Genomic DNA, 19,866 nt, shown 5'->3' on the forward strand with positions numbered 1-19,866 from the left:
ATGATTAAAACAAAAATTATTTTTTGAGATAGTTGCTTCTTGGATAATAAAAAAAGAGGAGTCTATGAGGGCTTTCTAATAATTTGGATTTTAAACACATTAGTTTTTTTTTTTTTTTTTTCTATTATGTTTATTACAAGGCTGTTGAGTATATTTTTTTACATCATAAGTAGAGTAAGGTTGTTAAAAAGATGTTAAAATGTTAATTTTTTTGTAATTTTACAGGCTAAAATTACGGGATTAATGATTTCGAAGTTGATTAATAGCTGATCTCTTCATAGAATAATAAGTATTTGTTAAAATTTTTAAAAGGAATTGTTAGACATTCCTAATCTTGTTTAGATATTACAATATCTGGCCATTAAATTTGTTTTTTACGCTTTATCGGATATATTTGTCATTTAACGATAATAGCCTGAGCTGTTGTGGCATAAAATTGAATTATACACCAACTATATAATATATGAAAATCTCTACTCGATTCTCTAACGTAAGAACACTCTATTTTTCTCTGGTGTTTATTCTGTTTCCTTTAATAAAAGTTTTTGCTCAAAATTGCGAAACTATCAATGCTGATGGTGTTTTTGATCCAAATTCAGATATATTGATGACGTCTTATCACCAGTCTATAGCAAAAACGACTACAGGTATTGTTACTTGGGGTGAAGATATGGCGTCAAATGGAGGAGATGCAACGACATTAACTGAGGTTACACCAGCAAATGGTTATACTTATTCTGGTACGCCATTGCATTTTGCACTTTCTGGGAACTCTGATGGACAAGGGTTTTTGGCTACAACAACGAGTTTATATGCATGGGGCGGTGTAGGTGAAGTTGTAGATAGTGACTTTGTTTCTGGTTCAAGCTTTAATGATATGAATGCGACTCAGACACTGCCTTTCAATACGGCAGATGTTACACAAATGCACGCCAGTTCAGATGTGCTATTTGTAATAAGTGCTGGTGAAATTTGGGTTGCTACTACTGGTACAACTGCTCCAAATGGTAATACTAGTACAAATGGAAATATTTGGCAACAAGTCCAAACATCATTAGGGGTGCCACTTTTAGGTGTCACTGACGTTACCGGTAATAAATATGCAGGTTATGCTCTAATGTCAAATGGGGATATCTATACTTGGGGAGATAATGTTGTACTTGGAAATGGAACTGGAGTTCAAGATTTGGATTATGCGACTTTAATGACAGCACCTCCCGTTCCTATATCTTATATTTCTTCGTATACTGAAGATGATAACGATACGGGATTGTTAGTTTTAGGAACGGATACAAAAATTTATGGAGTAGGGGACAATACTTTTGGAGAGATAATTACCACGGGTACAGGTGTAGTTACTAATTGGACGGCTATACAGGCCGCTGGTGGAGGAGATTTTACAGGAGCAATTCAACTTGCAACATCTCATACATCAGAGTCGCATGTTGGGGCTGCAGTTATTACAGCTGGCGCTACTTCGTCTGATCCTAATATTTTATATTCTTGGGGTCATAATCATGATGAATTTGATTCCATAGGTCATGGTAATATTAATTTAATTCAAAATCCAACAATTCCTCCGTCGTTTAACCTTGGAGTGGATGATCCGGTTCATGTAAGTGTTGGTGGCCATGCCATGACATATTTTAACAGAGCTAATGGTGGCTCAATTTGTTTTGTGGGCCATATCACTAGTGGTAGTACAGGAGGTCTGACCTCTGGTTCAGGGGATACTTTTGAATGTGTTATACCTGCCTCAATAGAACTTTGTGGATCCGTACTTCTAATAGTCGCCAATGATGATAGTGGCTCAGTTAATTCAGGAGTAGGAGGAACAGCAGTTGCCAATGTTCTAGTTAATGATGATTATGATGGGGTTGTTCCAACATTGTCTGATGTGGATATAACAGAAGTCAGTACTACAAATACAGGTGTAACCTTAAATACGTCTGATGGCAGTGTTAACGTATTATCTAATGTTCCGGCGGGTGTGTATTTTCTAGAATATCAAATTTGTGATGCAGGGAGCATTACAAATTGTCAGGTAGCTACAGTAACGGTCACTGTTGTAGATTCTTGCGACCCTTTAGACTCTGGTAACTCGGATAACGATGGAGACGGTATTGCGGATCTTTGTGATCAAGATGATGACAACGATGGAATTTTAGACACGGTAGAAAATGAATGTTTAAACTCAATAGTGTCAGGGTTTCCAGCAGGGTTTTTAGATATAAAGCCCTCAAATTTCGGGATATCATTTACAGGAACAGCGCAGACGAATTTAAACTTAACCTTAGATGTTAGTGATGAGTATGGTTACCCTCCAAATTCTGGCGCTATAATTGTTAGCCTAACTAATGCACACGTGCACCCAACCGCAAATGAATTTTTTGTGAGAGGGGATTTAACTCTAACAGATTGGGAAATAACCGGTACAGTGAATTCGGTAGTTTCTATAGCGCATGGTTCAGAGTATTTTGAAGATCATAGAAGAGAAATATTACTTTATACTAACCAGCCACAAATAACTAATATAACTGCTCCTGCACCAGGAATTTGGGAAAGTGGAGAGTTTTATGGAACCTATTTTCTTGAAAATCTTTCAGGAGCCACCCGAATAGATGGTTCTTTGTTTTTAGGCTTGTTGGATTATAATGAGAAAAACTTTGGTATTTATACCAGCGATACCGGATTGAACCGATGGAGTACCTATTTTGTTAATTTACATCCAGAATGTGATGCCGATTTAGATGGAGTTCCAAACCGTTTAGACTTGGATAGTGAGAACGATGGTATTTATGATGTAGCTGAAGCGGGTGGTACAGATACGGATAATGATGGTATGGCAGATGGCTTGGTAAATATAGATGGCATTCCGAATACTGCAGGTAATGGCATCACTCCAATAGATACATTAAATGATGGAACTTTCGATTTCCTGAATTCAGATAGTGATGGTGATGGCTGTGCAGATGCTAATGAGGCTTATGGAGGTGCCAATGCAGCAGGTTCAGATGATGGTCAATTTGGTGAGCCTGATCCTGCAGTTGTGAACCCTGCCAATGGCTTGGTAACAGAAACTGGTGTTAATTATTCATTAGGTACAAATGCAGCAGTTACTGATCCTACAGGCGGAACAGTCTGTGATTGTAATATAAGTGAAATAGCATCATCAGATATCACGGTTTGTAATGATAACTCTACACCATCAGATACTACTGATGATACATTTACAGCAGATATCACGGTAACTTTTGTGAATTTACCTTCAATTGGGACTTTAGATTTAACAGGAGATGGAACAGCATCTGTTTCAGTTTCAGGTTTAACTTCTCCTCATACTTTTAATGATGTGGTCTTACCGGCAAATGGCAATGCTATTTCATTGACAGCAACTTTTTCAGACGAATCAACCTGTACTTTAGAAGACACCAACGTGTTAACAGCACCATTTGAATGTAGTGACGATGCTTGTGATGATGTTATTCCTACAGGTAGCCCAGTGTTGCCTTTGACCACAGGTGTCACTTTCGATATTACGGGTACGGGAAGCGCAACAGGCGCCATACTGAATTCCATATCCATAGGAGGCGATACATTTTCAGGGTTTTATATACCATCTAGCGTAAATTATCAATTTGCAAATCCAGATGCGGCACATCAATATATTTTCGATGGACCAACACTTACTTCAGACATTACGGATGGTCCAGCTATATTTGACCCAGCTTTATTGGCGACGTTTTCAGATAGGGATTTGACGAATTATTTTTCAACAGATCTTCAGATTACCTCCACGGATTTTCTCGAGATTTTTTATGATGCTCCAATTACAGCGGCAGCCAATAGATATCTTATAGTTACAGAGCGTAACGGAAATAACGCGTACAGAGTTCAAGCTCTGGATGCCGCAGGAAATGTTATAGGGACTAATAGGACTACGTTTATACCAAACTATATTGATACAGGGATTACTACAACGGTTTCTGGACAGAATATTTTTGCAAATATTTATCCGTTAACGGCCTTTGTTGGCTCAGGAAATGATATTTACGGATTTAGAATTACTTATAGAGGAGCAGGTGTTGGAGATGGTGGAGACGGTAAGGCTTTCATAGTTTATGATCCAGCCTTTTTAACACCACCACCAACCATTAACCCTACGACAAGCTCAGTTCAACCAACCTGTCCATTAAATGAGGGGTCAATAACAGTTGATGCAACAAATAATGGAGGAGGAACCATAGAATATAGTTTAAATAGCTCGAGTGGTGCAAATGATCAAGCATGGCAGGTATCAAATGAATTTAATAATTTATCACCGGATACCTATACAATAGCTGTCAGATATCAAACAACACCAGATTGTTTGGCAATTTCTAATAACCCAATTACTCTTGATGATGCATGTTGTAATTTGGTGAGTATTGTTTCTAGTGACGTAACAGCTTGTAATGATAATAGTACACCTTCAAATATTACTGATGATACGTTTACAGCAGATATTACCGTCACATTTAATAGTGTACCACCTATAGGCACATTAGATTTAACGGGAGATGGAACAGCATCTGTTTCAGTTTCAGGTTTAACTTCTCCTCATACTTTTAATGATGTGGTCTTACCGGCAAATGGAAATGCTATTTCTTTGACAGCCACGTTTTCTGATGAAGCATCATGTCCATTGGAAGATAGCAACGTGTTAACAGCACCATTTGAATGTAGTGACGATGCTTGTGATGATGTTATTCCTACAGGTAGCCCAGTGTTGCCTTTGACCACAGGTGTCACTTTCGATATTACGGGTACGGGAAGTGCAACAGGCGCCATACTGAATTCCATATCCATAGGAGGCGATACATTTACAGGGTTTTATATACCAACTCGTGTAGATTATCAATTTGCAAATCCAGATGCGGCACATCAATATATTTTCGATGGCCCAACACTTACTTCAGACATTACTGATGGTCCAGCTATATTTGACCCAGCTTTATTGGCGACGTTTTCAGATAGGGATTTGACGAATTATTTTTCAACAGACCTTCAAATTACCTCCACGGATTTTCTCGAGATTTTTTATGATGCTCCAATTACAGCGGCAGCCAATAGATATCTTATAGTTACAGAGCGTAACGGAAATAACGCGTACAGAGTTCAAGCTCTGGATGCCGCAGGAAATGTTATAGGGACTAATAGGACTACGTTTATACCAAACTATATCGATACAGGGATTACTACAACGGTTTCTGGACAGAATATTTTTGCAAATATTTATCCGTTAACGGCCTTTGTTGGCTCAGGAAATGATATTTACGGATTTAGAATTACTTATAGAGGAGCAGGTGTTGGAGATGGCGGAGACGGTAAGGCTTTCATAGTTTATGATCCAGCCTTTTTAACACCACCACCAACCATTAACCCTACGACAAGCTCAGTTCAACCAACCTGTCCATTAAATGAGGGGTCAATAACAGTTGATGCAACAGATAATGGAGGAGGAACCATAGAATATAGTTTAAATAGCTCGAGTGGTGCAAATGATCAAGCTTGGCAGGTATCAAATGAATTTAATAATTTACCACCAGATACCTATACAATAGCTGTCAGATATCAAACAACACCAGATTGTTTGGCAATTTCTAATAATCCAATATTATTAAATAGTGCTGAGTGTCCTGAACTTAAATTAACTAAGACGGTAGCGATCAGCAATGATATTGCACCAGTAGGTTTGAGTTTAGGGGATGAGTTGACGTACACGTTTAGTGTTGAGAATACAGGAAATGTAACGATAAGTAACATAACTATAGATGATACCTTAACGAGCAGTTTAGACTTAGCGATTGTCTCAGGTACCTTATTATCAGGAGAGACCGGCTCAGCTACAGCGACATATATCGTAGTCCAAGACGATGTCAATACAGGAAGCATAGAGAACAGTGCCACAGCAACTGGAGACAGTCCATCAGGAATAGATGATGTGAGTGATGTGAGTGATAATGGTGATGAGTTAACAGATGGTCCAGATCCGGATACAGATCCTACGAACGATCCAACAGTTGTAATAATTGTACAAAATCCAGAGTTGAGCATTATTAAGGAGAGCAGCTTAAACGTTGGTACAGATGGAGTAGTGAATGTAGGTGATGTCATTACTTATACCTATACCGTAACAAATACAGGAGATGTTACTATCTATGATGTGAGTGTTAATGAAAGTATAACAAACTTTACTGGAACCGGTATTTTACCGACACCTACTTATGTAAGTGGTGGAACAGATGAAGATGGAGAGGCGGATGATCAAGATATGATTGTCGGAAATGACTCCATAATTTACACATCAAGCTATGCGATAACTCAAGCTGATATCAATGCAGGTATGGTAACCAACCAAGCCACGGCAGACGGAACAGATACAAACGGAGATCCGGTTACTGACGATAGTGATGACCCAGCGGATGCAACGAGTGATGACGATTCTACAGATACATTGCTTCCAGAAGACCCAAGTATCGAAGCCGTCAAGACGGTAGCGATCACCAATGATGTCGCACCAACAGGAGCAAGCCTTGGCGATACCATGACCTACACGATCACGGTAACCAATACAGGAAACGTGGTCCTAGATGGAGTAGGTATAGTAGATACGTTCACCGATGCAGACGGTAACCCACTGACCTTATTAACAGGCCCAACGTTTGTAAGTGCCGATCAGGGCAGTACGGAAGGCGATCTGTTAGTTGGCGAAACCGCCACTTATACAGCAAGCTATGTGATAGGCCAAGATGCAGTGGATGCAGGCGGCTTTAGCAACAGTGTGCTTGCGGAAGGCGACAGTCCAAACGATACGACTGTAAGTGACACCAGTGATGATGGTGATGACACGGACGGCAACACGGAGGACGACCCAACAGAAACGATCATAGGAGAGAACCCAAGTATCGAAGCGGTCAAGACGGTAGCGATCACGGACGATGTCGCACCAACAGGAGCGAGTTTAGGAGATACGGTCACTTATACGATCACAGTAGAAAACACGGGAGACGTTACATTAGATAATGTTACTATAGCAGATACATTCGTGGATGCAGACGTTAACCCACTGACCTTATTAACAGGCCCAACGTTTGTAAGTGCCGATCAGGGCAGTACGGAAGGCGACCTATTGGTCGGGGAAGTAGCCACTTATACAGCAACTTATGTGATAGGCCAAGATGCAGTGGATGCGGGCGGCTTTAGCAACAGTGTGCTTGCGGAAGGCGACAGTCCAAACGATACCACTGTAAGTGACACCAGTGACGACGGCGATGACACGGACGGCAACACCGAGGACGACCCAACAGAAACGATCATAGGGGAGAACCCAAGTATCGAAGCCGTGAAGACGGTAGCGATCACCAATGATGTCGCACCAGCGGGAGCGAGTCTAGGCGATACCATGACCTACACGATCACGTTGACCAACACGGGAGATGTTACATTGGATAATGTTACTATAGCGGATACATTCGTAGATGCAGACGGTAACCCACTGACCTTATTAACAGGACCAACGTTTGTAAGTGCCGATCAAGGCAGTACGGCAGGCGATCTGTTAGTTGGCGAAACCGCCACTTATACAGCAACTTATGTGATAGGCCAGGATGCAGTGGATGCGGGCGGCTTTAGCAACAGCGTGCTTGCGGAAGGCGATAGTCCAAACGATACAACTGTAAGTGACACCAGTGACGACGGTGATGACACGGACGGCAACACCGAGGACGACCCAACAGAAACGATCATAGTAGAGAACCCAAGTATCGAAGCCGTGAAGACGGTAGCGATCACCAATGATGTCGCACCAGCAGGAGCGAGTTTAGGCGATACCATGACCTACACGATCACGGTAACCAATACAGGAAACGTGGTCCTAGACGGAGTAGGTATCATAGATACGTTCACCGATGCAGACGGTAACCCACTGACCTTATTAACAGGGCCAACGTTTGTAAGTGCCGATCAGGGCAGTACGGAAGGCGACCTATTGGTCGGGGAAGTAGCCACTTATACGGCAACTTATGTGATAGGTCAAGATGCAGTGGATGCGGGCGGCTTTAGCAACAGTGTGCTTGCGGAAGGCGACAGTCCAAACGATACAACTGTAAGTGACACCAGTGACGACGGCGATGACACGGACGGCAACACGGAGGACGACCCAACGGAAACGATCATAGGGGAGAACCCAAGTATCGAAGCGGTCAAGACGGTAGCGATCACGGACGATGTCGCACCAACAGGAGCGAGTTTAGGAGATACGGTCACTTATACGATCACAGTAGAAAATACGGGAGACGTTACATTAGATAATGTTACTATAGCAGATACATTCGTGGATGCAGACGGTAACCCACTGACCTTATTAACAGGCCCAACATTTGTAAGTGCCGATCAGGGCAGTACGGAAGGCGACCTATTGGTCGGGGAAGTAGCCACTTATACGGCAAGCTATGTGATAGGCCAGGATGCAGTGGATGCGGGCGGCTTTAGCAACAGTGTGCTTGCGGAAGGCGACAGTCCAAACGATACGACTGTAAATGACACCAGTGACGATGGCGATGACACGGACGGCAACACCGAGGACGACCCAACGGAAACGATCATAGGAGAGAACCCAAGTGTCGAAGCCGTTAAGACGGTAGCGATCACGGACGATGTCGCACCAGCGGGAGCGAGTCTAGGCGATACCATGACCTATACGATCACGTTGACTAACACGGGAGACGTCACATTGGACAATATTGTCCTTACCGACACCTTTACAGATGCAGACGGTAACGCATTAACGTTAGCTTCAGGCCCAACGTTTGTAAGTGCCGATCAGGGCAGTACGGAAGGCGACCTATTGGTCGGGGAAGTAGCGACTTATACAGCAACTTATGTGATAGGCCAAGATGCAGTGGATGCGGGCGGCTTTAGCAACAGTGTGTTTGCGGAAGGCGACAGTCCAAACGATACCACTGTAAGTGACACCAGTGACGACGGCGATGACACGGACGGCAACACGGAGGACGACCCAACGGAAACGGTCATAGGGGAGAACCCGAGTATCGAAGCCGTTAAGACGGTAGCGATCACCAATGATGTCGCACCAACAGGAGCAAGCCTTGGCGATACCATGACCTACACGATCACGGTAACCAATACAGGAAACGTGGTTCTAGACGGAGTAGGTATCACAGATACGTTCACCGATGCAGACGGTAACCCACTGACCTTATTAACAGGCCCAACATTTGTAAGTGCCGATCAGGGCAGTACGGAAGGCGATCTGTTAGTTGGCGAAGTTGCCACTTATACGGCAACCTATGTGATAGGCCAGGATGCAGTGGATGCGGGCAGCTTTAGCAACAGTGTGCTTGCGCAAGGCGACAGTCCAAACGATACGACTGTAAGTGACACCAGTGATGATGGTGATGACACGGACGGCAACACGGAGGACGACCCAACAGAAACGATCATAGGGGAGAACCCAAGTATCGAAGCCGTCAAGACGGTAGCGATCACCAATGATGTCGCACCAACAGGAGCAAGCCTTGGCGATACCATGACCTACACGATCACGTTGACCAATACAGGAAACGTGGTCCTAGATGGAGTAGGTATCACAGATACGTTCACCGATGCAGACGGTAACCCACTGACCTTATTAACAGGCCCAACATTTGTAAGTGCCGATCAAGGCAGTACGGAAGGCGATCTGTTAGTTGGCGAAGTTGCCACTTATACGGCAACCTATGTGATAGGCCAGGATGCAGTGGATGCGGGCAGCTTTAGCAACAGTGTGCTTGCGCAAGGCGACAGTCCAAACGATACGACTGTAAGTGACACCAGTGACGACGGCGATGACACGGACGGCAACACGGAGGACGACCCAACAGAAACGATCATAGGGGAGAACCCAAGTATCGAAGCCGTCAAGACGGTAGCGATCACCAATGATGTCGCACCAACAGGAGCAAGCCTTGGCGATACCATGACCTACACGATCACGGTAACCAATACAGGAAACGTGGTCCTAGATGGAGTAGGTATCACAGATACGTTCACCGATGCAGACGGTAACCCACTGACCTTATTAACAGGCCCAACATTTGTAAGTGCCGATCAAGGCAGTACGGAAGGCGATCTGTTAGTTGGCGAAGTTGCCACTTATACGGCAACCTATGTGATAGGCCAGGACGCAGTGGATGCGGGCGGCTTTAGCAACAGTGTGCTTGCGGAAGGCGACAGTCCAAACGATACGACTGTAAGTGACACCAGTGATGATGGCGATGACACGGACGGCAACACGGAGGACGACCCAACGGAAACGATCATAGGGGAGAACCCAAGTATCGAAGCCGTCAAGACGGTAGCGATCACGGACGATGTCGCACCAGCGGGAGCAAGTCTGGGCGATACCATGACCTACACGATCACGGTAACCAATACAGGAAACGTGGTCCTAGATGGAGTAGGTATCACAGATACGTTCACCGATGCAGACGGTAACCCACTGACCTTATTAACAGGGCCAACATTTGTAAGTGCCGATCAAGGCAGTACGGAAGGCGACCTATTGGTCGGGGAAGTAGCGACTTATACAGCAAGCTATGTGATAGGCCAGGACGCAGTGGATTCTGGCGGCTTTAGCAACAGTGTGCTTGCAGAAGGTGACAGTCCAAACGATACGACCGTAGGTGACACCAGTGATGATGGTGATGACACGGACGGCAACACCGAGGACGACCCAACAGATACTACAATCCAACAAGATCCAAGTATCGAAGTGGTCAAGACGGTAGCGATCACGGACGATGTCGCACCAGCAGGAGCAAGTCTGGGCGATACCATGACCTACACGATCACTTTGACCAACACGGGAGACGTTACATTAGATAATGTTACTATAGCGGATACATTCGTGGATGCAGACGGTAACCCACTGACCTTATTAACAGGGCCAACATTTGTAAGTGCCGATCAAGGCAGTACGGAAGGCGACCTATTGGTCGGGGAAGTAGCGACTTATACAGCAAGCTATGTGATAGGCCAAGATGCAGTGGATGCGGGCGGCTTTAGCAACAGTGTGCTTGCGGAAGGTGACAGTCCAAACGACACGACTGTAAGTGACACCAGTGATGATGGTGATGACACGGACGGCAACACGGAGGACGACCCAACAGTGATTACCATTAGTCCAGATCCTAGAATCAGTTTAATTAAAACTACATTACCGTTAGAAGATACCAATGGTGACGGTATAGCTGGAGGTATTGATGATGTGATTAACTATGTTTTCATTGTAGAAAACACTGGGAATCTAACTCTAACAGATATAATTATTGAGGATAACTTACCGGGTTTAAACTTAGTTGGTGGTCCAATTATACAATTACTTCCTGGAGAAATAGATGATACTACTTATACTGCCACATATCTAATTACTCAAGCAGATATAGATGTAGGTAGTGTTACAAATTCTGCTTCTGTTAGAGGAGAAGGACCTGGTGGTGATTTAGATGACCCATCGGATGATATTTTAGATACAAGCGATGATCCAAATGATAATGAAGATGAAGATATTAATGGAGATGATGATCCGGATGACCCTACAGTTACTTTACTTACTTCAATCTACGATTTAGAAGTAACGAAAGTTGTAGATGAACTTAATCCAGTTATTGGCGATCAGGTTACATTTACTATTGAAGTGGCAAATATTGGTAATGTTACTGCGACTGATATAATAATTGATGAGCAAATTCCAAATGGTTACTTATTCGTTTCGGCACTTACAACTTCCGGAATGTATTCAGACCTCAATGGGGAATGGACAATTTCACAATTGAATCCAGATCAAGTAGAAATTCTTGAAATTACAGTAGAGGTTTTAGGGTTTGGTGAGTACTTGAATACCGCTTTCATTCAAAGTTCGGTAGGAGGAGATGATGTTGATCCTACTAATGATGAGGACGATGCCAGAGTAGATCCAGTTTGTTTAACCATCTATAACGAGTTTTCTCCAGATGGTGATGGTGTTAACGAAACTTTCATTATTGATTGTATCGAACAATACCCTAATAATAAATTAGAGGTTTATAACAGATGGGGCAATATTGTTTATAGCACCAATGGCTATCTCAATGATTGGGATGGTGCATCAAACGGAAGAGCAGTGATCAATCAATCTGATGAATTACCAGTAGGAACGTATTATTATGTACTCGACTTAGGTGATGGCTCAGAACCTAGAGTAGGCTGGTTATACATCAATAGAAATAACTAATAAATACTGAATTATAAAATATATTAAAATGATACATAAATCATCACTAATAAAAGGATTAATAGTTTTAGTGTTTATACTAGTTAGTGCTATTAGTTTTGCACAGCAAGATCCACAATACACGCATTACATGTTTAATACTTTGAGTGTTAATCCTGCTTATGCTGGTCAAAGAGAGACTTTAAGTGTTGTGGGTTTACACAGATCGCAATGGATTGGTATCGATGGGGCTCCACAAACGCAATCATTAGGTGTTCATACGCCTTTACGTAACGAACGTATTGGCTTAGGCCTAAATATTGTCAATGATGCCTTGGGACCTGCTAGCGAAACTTTCGTAGATGCTAATGTTTCTTATACCATTCCTTTAAATGCCAATGACTTAAAATTATCATTTGGTGCAAAAGGAGGATTTCACATGTTAGATACCGATTGGAGTAAAGGGCGCTATAGAGATACTGATCCAGCATTTGAGAACGATTTAAATCTAATATCGCCAATGATTGGAGCAGGATTGTACATGCATACCCGAAAATGGTATGTAGGTTTGGCCGTTCCTAATTTTATTGAGACCAAACATTATGACGATTATGAGGAATCGGTTGCCACAGAGCGTATGCACTTTTATTTAATTGGAGGTTATGTTTTCAACATTAGTGAAACTACAGAATTAAAACCTGCATTTTTATTAAAAGGAGTTTCGGGAGCCCCTTTAATTGCAGATGTTTCTGCGAATTTTTGGATACAAAAGAAAGTTACCTTAGGTTTGGCTTGGAGATGGGACGATTCTGTGAGTGCTTTAGCCGGTTTACAGATAACACCTGGCATGTTTGTTGGTTACAGCTATGATCTAACGACAACTGGACTTAGCAATTATAATAGTGGTACTCACGAATTTACATTAAGATTTGAAGTTAAAAGATTAGGTAGAATATTATCACCACGTTTCTTCTAAAAATAGAATTATGAAAACAGTATTAAACTACATATTATTAACGTTTATAATCGCATCCACATCGACGGCTTATGCTCAGAATGGAAAGATTCAAAGTGTGAAAGATGATTATCGGGATTTCGCTTATGTAAAAACAAGTGAAGTATTGCTAGAAGTCGCAAACAAAGGCTACAAGTCTGCTGACCTGTTTCAGAAATTAGCTAATTCCTTTTATTTTCAGAATAAAATGGAAGAAGCAGCCAAATGGTATGGTGAATTAATGAATATGGGAGAAGTCGTTGATCCTGAGTATTATTTTAGATATGCCTTAGCATTAAAAGGGATCAAGGATTACGAAGGTTCAGATGAATGGATGGCTAAATTTAACGAGCTGAAACCAGAAGATTCAAGAGGAAGGGCTTTTTTGTCTAAAGTAGACTACAGATCAACTATTGAAGAATTAAGTAGAGATGATATTGCAGTTGTTAACCTCGATATTAATACAGAATTATCCGACTTTGGAACTACAGAATACGAAAACGGAATTGTATTCGCTTCAGCTAGAGGAGGAGGCCGAAAATACAGATGGAATGAAGAACCTTATTTAGACTTGTATGCCGTAGAAAAAAACGAAGAAGGCGCATTTGGAGAAGTTAAAACTATTGAAGGCGACGTCAATACAAAATACCATGAATCGAGTGCTGTGTTTTCGCCTAACGGCAAATACATGTTCTTTACAAGAAATAATTATCACAGATTAAAATATAAAGAAGACGATACAGGAATTAACAGATTACAATTATACAGAGCCACTTTAAGTGAGGATGGAGAATGGGAAAATATACATAAAGTACATTTTAATAGTATAGATTATAGTGTTGCACATCCTTCGCTAAACGTCACAGGAACTAAACTATATTTTGCTTCAGATATGCCTGGGACTTTTGGTCAATCCGATATTTTCGTAGTAGATGTCAACGATGATGGTACTTTAGGTGAGCCAGAAAATTTAGGATCTGCAATCAATACCGAAGGGCAAGAGTCATTTCCATTTATTAATACGAGTGGAGATTTATATTTTTCCTCAACAGGATTTCCGGGTTTAGGCGGAATGGATGTTTTTAAATCTGAAGGTATAGATACAAAAGTGAAAGAAGGTTCCAATAGAAATTTCCCGATAGAAAATGTAGGAAAACCAGTAAATAGTGAAGGCGATGATTTTGGTTATTACGAAAACTTAGTCACAAAACGTGTTTATTTCAGTTCAAACAGAGAAGGTGGTAAAGGCAGCGATGATATTTATACATTTGAAGTTCCAGAATTAAAACTTTTAGTTGAAGGTATTGTTGAGGATATTAATACTGAAGAATTAATACCAGATGCAACTGTTATTTTATATGATGAAAAAGGAAACGAAATAGTACGTCAAACCGTTGGAGAAGATGCCTATTTTAAATTCAAAGTAGATCCTAAAAAGGAATACATTGTTAGGGTTGAAAAGGATAAATATACTTCAGACGAAAAACGTTTTACCACACCAAATAAAAATCAAGAATTGAAGATGGAAATGCTTATAGAAAAAGACGAGCAACAAATTGAGCCTTGTGATGATTTGGCTAAAGTATTGGATATTCCTATTATTTATTTTGATTTTGATAAGTCTAATATTAGATATGATGCTGAAATTGAAATTCAAAAAGTATTGGCAGTATTGACCAAATACCCAACGATGCATATTGATATTCGAAGTCATACCGATTGTAGAGGTCCTGCTGCTTATAACGAAAAACTATCTGACCGAAGAGCACAATCTACTCGTAAATACCTTATTGAAAAAGGCATTGGAGAAGAACGCTTAACAGCTAAAGGTTATGGGGAAGCCAGGTTGGTTAATCATTGTGGATGTGAGCCTTCTAATGAATCTAGTTGCTCTGAAGAAGAACACCAGCTTAATAGACGAAGTGAGTTTATTATCACAAGTATAAACGGTAAAACATGTGATGATAAGGTAGAGGAAAATTAAAAATCATTAGATTATATAAACATCAATAGCCGTTTAAATTGTTTAAACGGCTATTTTTTTATGAAATCCTTCACTTTTATTTAAGCATAAGGTATTAATTTAGCAAAATGACAGAAGAACAAGTCATCTTAGTAGATGAATACGATAATAAAATTGGTTTAATGCCAAAAATGGAGGCGCATGAAAAAGCCCTTTTGCATCGTGCATTTTCGGTTTTTGTTTTTAATGATAAAAATGAATTGATGCTTCAGCAACGTGCCTTGCATAAATATCATACGCCTGGTCTTTGGACGAATACCTGTTGCAGTCATCAACGTGATGGTGAAACTAATTTGCAAGCAGGGAAACGTCGTTTGCAAGAAGAAATGGGCTTTGTAACCGAATTAGAAGAATCCACCTCCTTTATTTATAAAGCACCTTTTGACAACGGTTTAACAGAACATGAATATGACCATATAATGATTGGGTATTATAACGATAATCCAAATATCAATGAGGATGAAGTGGCGAGCTGGAAATGGATGTCACTTGAAGCTATCAAATTAGATATGTCCTCAAACCCACAACTATACACGGCTTGGTTTAAAATAATTTTTGAGAAGTTTTACGAATTTATAAACATTAATAAATAAGAATGAAGGTTACGGTCCACAGAAAAGCACATTTTAACGCCGCACACCGATTGTATAGAAAAGATTGGAGCTTTGAGAAAAACGATGCTGTTTTTGGTTTGTGCAATAACCCTAACTTTCACGGTCATAATTATGAATTAATTGCAAGTGTCACAGGAGAAATTGATCCCGAAACTGGCTATGTGATTGATATTAAAACGTTGAAAGAGATTATTAAATCTGAAGTTGAAGATGCCTTTGACCATAAAAACTTAAATATCGAAGTGCCTGAATTTAAGGATCTAAATCCTACGGCAGAAAATATCGCAGTGGTTATTTACAACAAGATGAAACCAAAACTAGAGGCAAAATTTAAACTAAAAATCACGCTTTACGAAACACCTCGTAACTTTGTAACCTATTCCGGAGAATAACCTTATGAATCACTCCTTATACCCATTAAAATTTCAGCCCATATTAAAAGATAAAATTTGGGGCGGAAAAAAGTTGAATCAAATTTTTAATAAATCATCCAATTCTAAAACTTTAGGTGAAAGTTGGGAAGTAAGTACAGTGCCAAATGATGTTTCCATTGTAAACAATGGTGAATTAGAGGGACAGTCACTTCAAGAGTTAGTCAATACCTATAAATCCGATCTTTTAGGTGAGAAAAATTGGAAGCGTTTTGGACAAGAATTTCCATTGCTTATAAAGTTTATAGACGCCAAAGAAGATTTAAGCATACAGTTGCATCCTAACGATGCGTTGGCTAAAAAACGACATAATTCTTTTGGTAAAACCGAAATGTGGTACGTAATGCAAGCCGATGATGATGCGAATCTCATCGTAGGGTTTAATAAGAAAGTTAATAAAGCAACCTATTTAAAACATCTTGAAGAAAAGAAGTTACCTGAAATTCTCAATTTCGATAAAGTTAAAGAAGGTGATACCTATTTTATAGAAGCTGGGAGAATCCATGCCATTGGAGCAGGCGTATTGTTAGCTGAAATTCAGCAAACTAGTGATGTCACTTACCGTGTTTATGATTGGGATCGCGTTGACAACGACGGTAAGGAGCGCGAATTGCACAACGATATAGCTATTGACGCTTTTGATTTTGAAATGGAAAATGATTTCAGGATCAATTATGATACCCAAAGGAATGTTTCAAATCATATGGTAAAGTGTCCTTATTTTACAACTAATTTCATAGAAATCAATTCAGAAATTACAAAACGGAATACACATGATTCCTTTATTATTTATATGTGTGTTGATGGTAAGGTTGAAATTTCAACTAAGACAATGAACACTACTATTTCTAAAGGAGAAACGTTACTGCTTCCTGCTGGGATTATAGATTTCAAAATAAATTCAGATTATGGAAAACTTTTGGAAGTTTACGTTTAAAAAACTTCAAATAAAAATCAATTAATTAACTAAAAGGATTTAGTACTTTTGCAATTATATAAAAGATAAAAATCATGTCGAATAAAAGAGATTTAAAAAAGGATATCAACTACGTTTTAGGAGATATTATTGAAGCGGTTTACGTTTGGGAATTAACCAATCCGGAAAAGTCAACCAAAGAAAGCGAAGCAATTATTGATGAGGCCATTACTACGTTTGATGAGTTAATTGCTCGTGTTAATGATAGAAGTGTTGAAAATAAGAAAGCACATTTTAAAGCCATTAACAATGATCTTGAAACAAAAGGAAGAGAGCTTATTGATAAAATCAACAAATTATAATAATAGTAACTTGTTATCGATTTTTTAAAAATATAATTGATATAACCTATTTATAGTTTAAAAAACAAAATCCAATCATTTAGTTGATTGGATTTTTGCTTTTGATTTAATTCTCTTTGCTTAAATTAAAACGGGTAAACAATTATTTTCATTGCTATTCAGCCGATTTTCTATTTGCAATGGCTTCTTTCAGTTTTTTACCATAAAGTGAATTCTTAATGTCAGGAGTTAAATTATTGTAAACAGAATCTATGTAAACGGGATTTGCATTTCTTGCTTCATATAAAGCCAGATAAGGCGCAACTTCGCTATCCTTATTATTGATGGCGAATTGAATCGTATAAGCATATTTACGTTTTATAAGCTGATCCGCAATTTTATTTAAAGAATCAATTGCCGAACTATCCTTATCTTTTTGTGCATTAAAACTCGCTTCAATGAGGTCTAAATTCTTATTGTTGAATTGTGACATGATGCCTAAATACTCCTCTAAAAGATCCTGTTGTTTGGATCCTTTTATTTTAGAATCAAAATCAAAATGTTGTAGAGTGGTATTGATTTCCGTCACACCTTTATCCGCAAAAAAAGGAATATAATGTTCTTCGCCATCATTTTTAAACAATTTTAAATAGAGTAGTATAGGTTCATCTAAATTGGTATGTAAATTAAATTCGGGTTCACCTACAATAACCATAGAATCTAAATTCACAACACTAGAATCGCCATCTTTTTGAAGATAGACCACCCCTTTTTTCAACCCTTTTATTTTTCCTTTTAGGGTAAAATTAGTGTCACTTTCATTTCCACAGGAAACGGCTAATATTAATAATATAATGAGACTTAAGGCTTTGTTCAATTTTGTCATTTTTGGCTTTATAATTAGGTGCGCAAATATCTTATAATTGTTTGAATATTGCTAACTAACTGCAGCCAATTCCATTAAAATTGTACAACCAATAGCAGCAATTGTTCCAACAGCATAGCCAAAAACAGCAAGTAAAACGCCAACGGTGGCCAAAGACGGATGAAACGCAGAAGCCACAATAGGAGCAGAGGCAGCACCACCAACATTGGCTTGGCTACCAACGGCTAAAAAGAAATAAGGGGCTTTAATTAGTTTTGCAACTAGGATTAGCAGTATCGCATGTATTGTCATCCAAACAACACCAATAGCAATAAGACCAAGATTATCAAAGATCATGGTTAAATCCATTTTCATTCCAATACTAGCGACAAGGATGTAAATAAAAACACTTCCAAATTTACTTGCACCAGCACCTTCATAGTTTTTAGCTTTGGTGTTTGATAATAATATAGCGATTATGGTTGCCACACTGATCATCCAAAAGAATTTTGAACTTAAAAAGGTAAATATATTTCTTGTGGTCGGAGATTCTATTCCAGCAACAATACCTTCGAAAAGCGGCGCTAAATAATTGGCACTGAAATGTGCGACGCTTACAGTGCCAAAAGCAATAGCACCAATAATCATAATATCTGTCAGTGATGGATTTCGCTTTACTTTTTCTGAGAATGAGGATACTTTTTCTTTCAATTCTTCGATAGAAGATGTGTCTGCTTTTAACCATTTATTAATACGATTTCTTTTTCCAATTCCAATCAATATAATAGCCATCCAAATATTGGCGACAACGATATCTACAAACACCATACCTCCATATTTAGCTTGGTTGTAGCCATAAATTTCTAACATGGCAGTTTGGTTGGCACCACCACCAATCCAGCTTCCCGCTAATGTAGAAAGCCCTCTCCATACCGCATCTGGCCCAACACCTCCAACAGTTTCGGGATGAACGGCTGCAATTAATAAAATAGCAATAGGTCCACCAATAACTATTCCCAATGTTCCTGTGAAGAACATCACCAAAGCTTTCCAACCTAAGTTAAAAACCGCTTTTAAATCGATACTCAATGTCATTAAAACTAAAGCTGCCGGTAACAAATAGCGACTGGCAACATAATATAGGCTGGTACTATGTTCGGTTACAACTCCTGTTTCTGAAACCGTTGTCCATTCCGGCGAAATTAAGCCCGTTGTGGTTAAAACAGCTGGAAGCATATACGCCATAAATAGTCCTGGCACTATTTTATAAAATTTTGGCCAAAATCCCGTTTTGATGGATTCTGTAATAAATACAAATCCTAAAGCGAGCATAAGAAGTCCGAATACTATAGTATCATCAGTAAAAATAGGAGTATTGTCCATAGTCAAG

The 19,866-nt window shown here is 39.8% G+C and carries 9 protein-coding genes; 7 read left to right on the plus strand and 2 right to left on the minus strand.

Annotated elements, in window-relative coordinates; genetic code table 11:
• The first annotated feature begins 463 nt into the window (after nucleotides 1-463).
• The 7 genes from HM987_RS04510 (at nucleotide 464) to HM987_RS04540 (ending at nucleotide 17,632) form a co-directional block, all read left to right on the plus strand.
• A complete protein-coding gene (locus tag HM987_RS04510; RefSeq protein WP_179005625.1) occupies nucleotides 464-12,313 on the plus strand; it encodes a DUF7507 domain-containing protein in 11,850 nt (3,949 codons plus the stop codon).
• A 28-nt stretch (nucleotides 12,314-12,341) separates the two neighbouring features.
• The gene (locus tag HM987_RS04515; protein ID WP_179005627.1) at nucleotides 12,342-13,268 is read left to right on the plus strand and encodes a PorP/SprF family type IX secretion system membrane protein; all 927 of its coding nucleotides are present in this window, start codon (nucleotides 12,342-12,344) and stop codon (nucleotides 13,266-13,268) included.
• A 10-nt stretch (nucleotides 13,269-13,278) separates the two neighbouring features.
• Nucleotides 13,279-15,270 carry an OmpA family protein gene (locus HM987_RS04520; RefSeq protein WP_179005629.1) on the plus strand — a complete coding sequence of 664 codons (1,992 nt, stop codon included), beginning with the start codon at nucleotides 13,279-13,281 and terminating at the stop codon, nucleotides 15,268-15,270.
• A gap of 107 nt (nucleotides 15,271-15,377) precedes the next feature.
• On the plus strand, nucleotides 15,378-15,902 hold the full coding sequence (idi, locus tag HM987_RS04525) for an isopentenyl-diphosphate Delta-isomerase (RefSeq protein ID WP_179005631.1): 525 nt from the start codon (nucleotides 15,378-15,380) through the stop codon (nucleotides 15,900-15,902).
• 2 nt (nucleotides 15,903-15,904) lie between these two features.
• Nucleotides 15,905-16,315 carry a 6-pyruvoyl trahydropterin synthase family protein gene (locus tag HM987_RS04530; RefSeq protein ID WP_179005632.1) on the plus strand — a complete coding sequence of 137 codons (411 nt, stop codon included), beginning with the start codon at nucleotides 15,905-15,907 and terminating at the stop codon, nucleotides 16,313-16,315.
• 4 nt (nucleotides 16,316-16,319) lie between these two features.
• Entirely contained in the window at nucleotides 16,320-17,291 is a 972-nt protein-coding gene (locus tag HM987_RS04535; RefSeq protein ID WP_179005634.1) for a type I phosphomannose isomerase catalytic subunit, read from the plus strand.
• Nucleotides 17,292-17,365: 74 nt separating this feature from the next.
• Complete coding sequence (locus HM987_RS04540) at nucleotides 17,366-17,632, plus strand: hypothetical protein (RefSeq protein WP_179005636.1); 267 nt, start codon at nucleotides 17,366-17,368, stop codon at nucleotides 17,630-17,632.
• 154 nt (nucleotides 17,633-17,786) lie between these two features.
• On the opposite strand, the gene HM987_RS04545 is transcribed toward HM987_RS04540, so the two are convergent.
• The gene (locus tag HM987_RS04545; protein ID WP_179005638.1) at nucleotides 17,787-18,497 is read right to left on the minus strand and encodes a DUF4369 domain-containing protein; all 711 of its coding nucleotides are present in this window, start codon (nucleotides 18,495-18,497) and stop codon (nucleotides 17,787-17,789) included.
• 51 nt (nucleotides 18,498-18,548) lie between these two features.
• Complete coding sequence (locus tag HM987_RS04550; RefSeq protein WP_179005640.1) at nucleotides 18,549-19,859, minus strand: DUF819 family protein; 1,311 nt, start codon at nucleotides 19,857-19,859, stop codon at nucleotides 18,549-18,551.
• Nucleotides 19,860-19,866 lie beyond the last annotated feature (7 nt).

Origin of the sequence: Winogradskyella forsetii (assembly GCF_013394595.1) — a bacterium.
Taxonomy (GTDB): Bacteria; Bacteroidota; Bacteroidia; order Flavobacteriales; family Flavobacteriaceae; genus Winogradskyella; species Winogradskyella forsetii.

Coding starts and splice junctions, on each gene's coding strand:
- HM987_RS04540 (WP_179005636.1), top strand. CDS start 17,366: ATGTCGAATAAAAGAGATTTAAAAAAGGATATCAACTACGTTTTAGGA.
- HM987_RS04550 (WP_179005640.1), bottom strand. CDS start 19,859: ATGGACAATACTCCTATTTTTACTGATGATACTATAGTATTCGGACTT.
- HM987_RS04535 (WP_179005634.1), top strand. CDS start 16,320: ATGAATCACTCCTTATACCCATTAAAATTTCAGCCCATATTAAAAGAT.
- HM987_RS04515 (WP_179005627.1), top strand. CDS start 12,342: ATGATACATAAATCATCACTAATAAAAGGATTAATAGTTTTAGTGTTT.
- HM987_RS04520 (WP_179005629.1), top strand. CDS start 13,279: ATGAAAACAGTATTAAACTACATATTATTAACGTTTATAATCGCATCC.
- HM987_RS04545 (WP_179005638.1), bottom strand. CDS start 18,497: ATGACAAAATTGAACAAAGCCTTAAGTCTCATTATATTATTAATATTA.
- idi (WP_179005631.1), top strand. CDS start 15,378: ATGACAGAAGAACAAGTCATCTTAGTAGATGAATACGATAATAAAATT.
- HM987_RS04530 (WP_179005632.1), top strand. CDS start 15,905: ATGAAGGTTACGGTCCACAGAAAAGCACATTTTAACGCCGCACACCGA.
- HM987_RS04510 (WP_179005625.1), top strand. CDS start 464: ATGAAAATCTCTACTCGATTCTCTAACGTAAGAACACTCTATTTTTCT.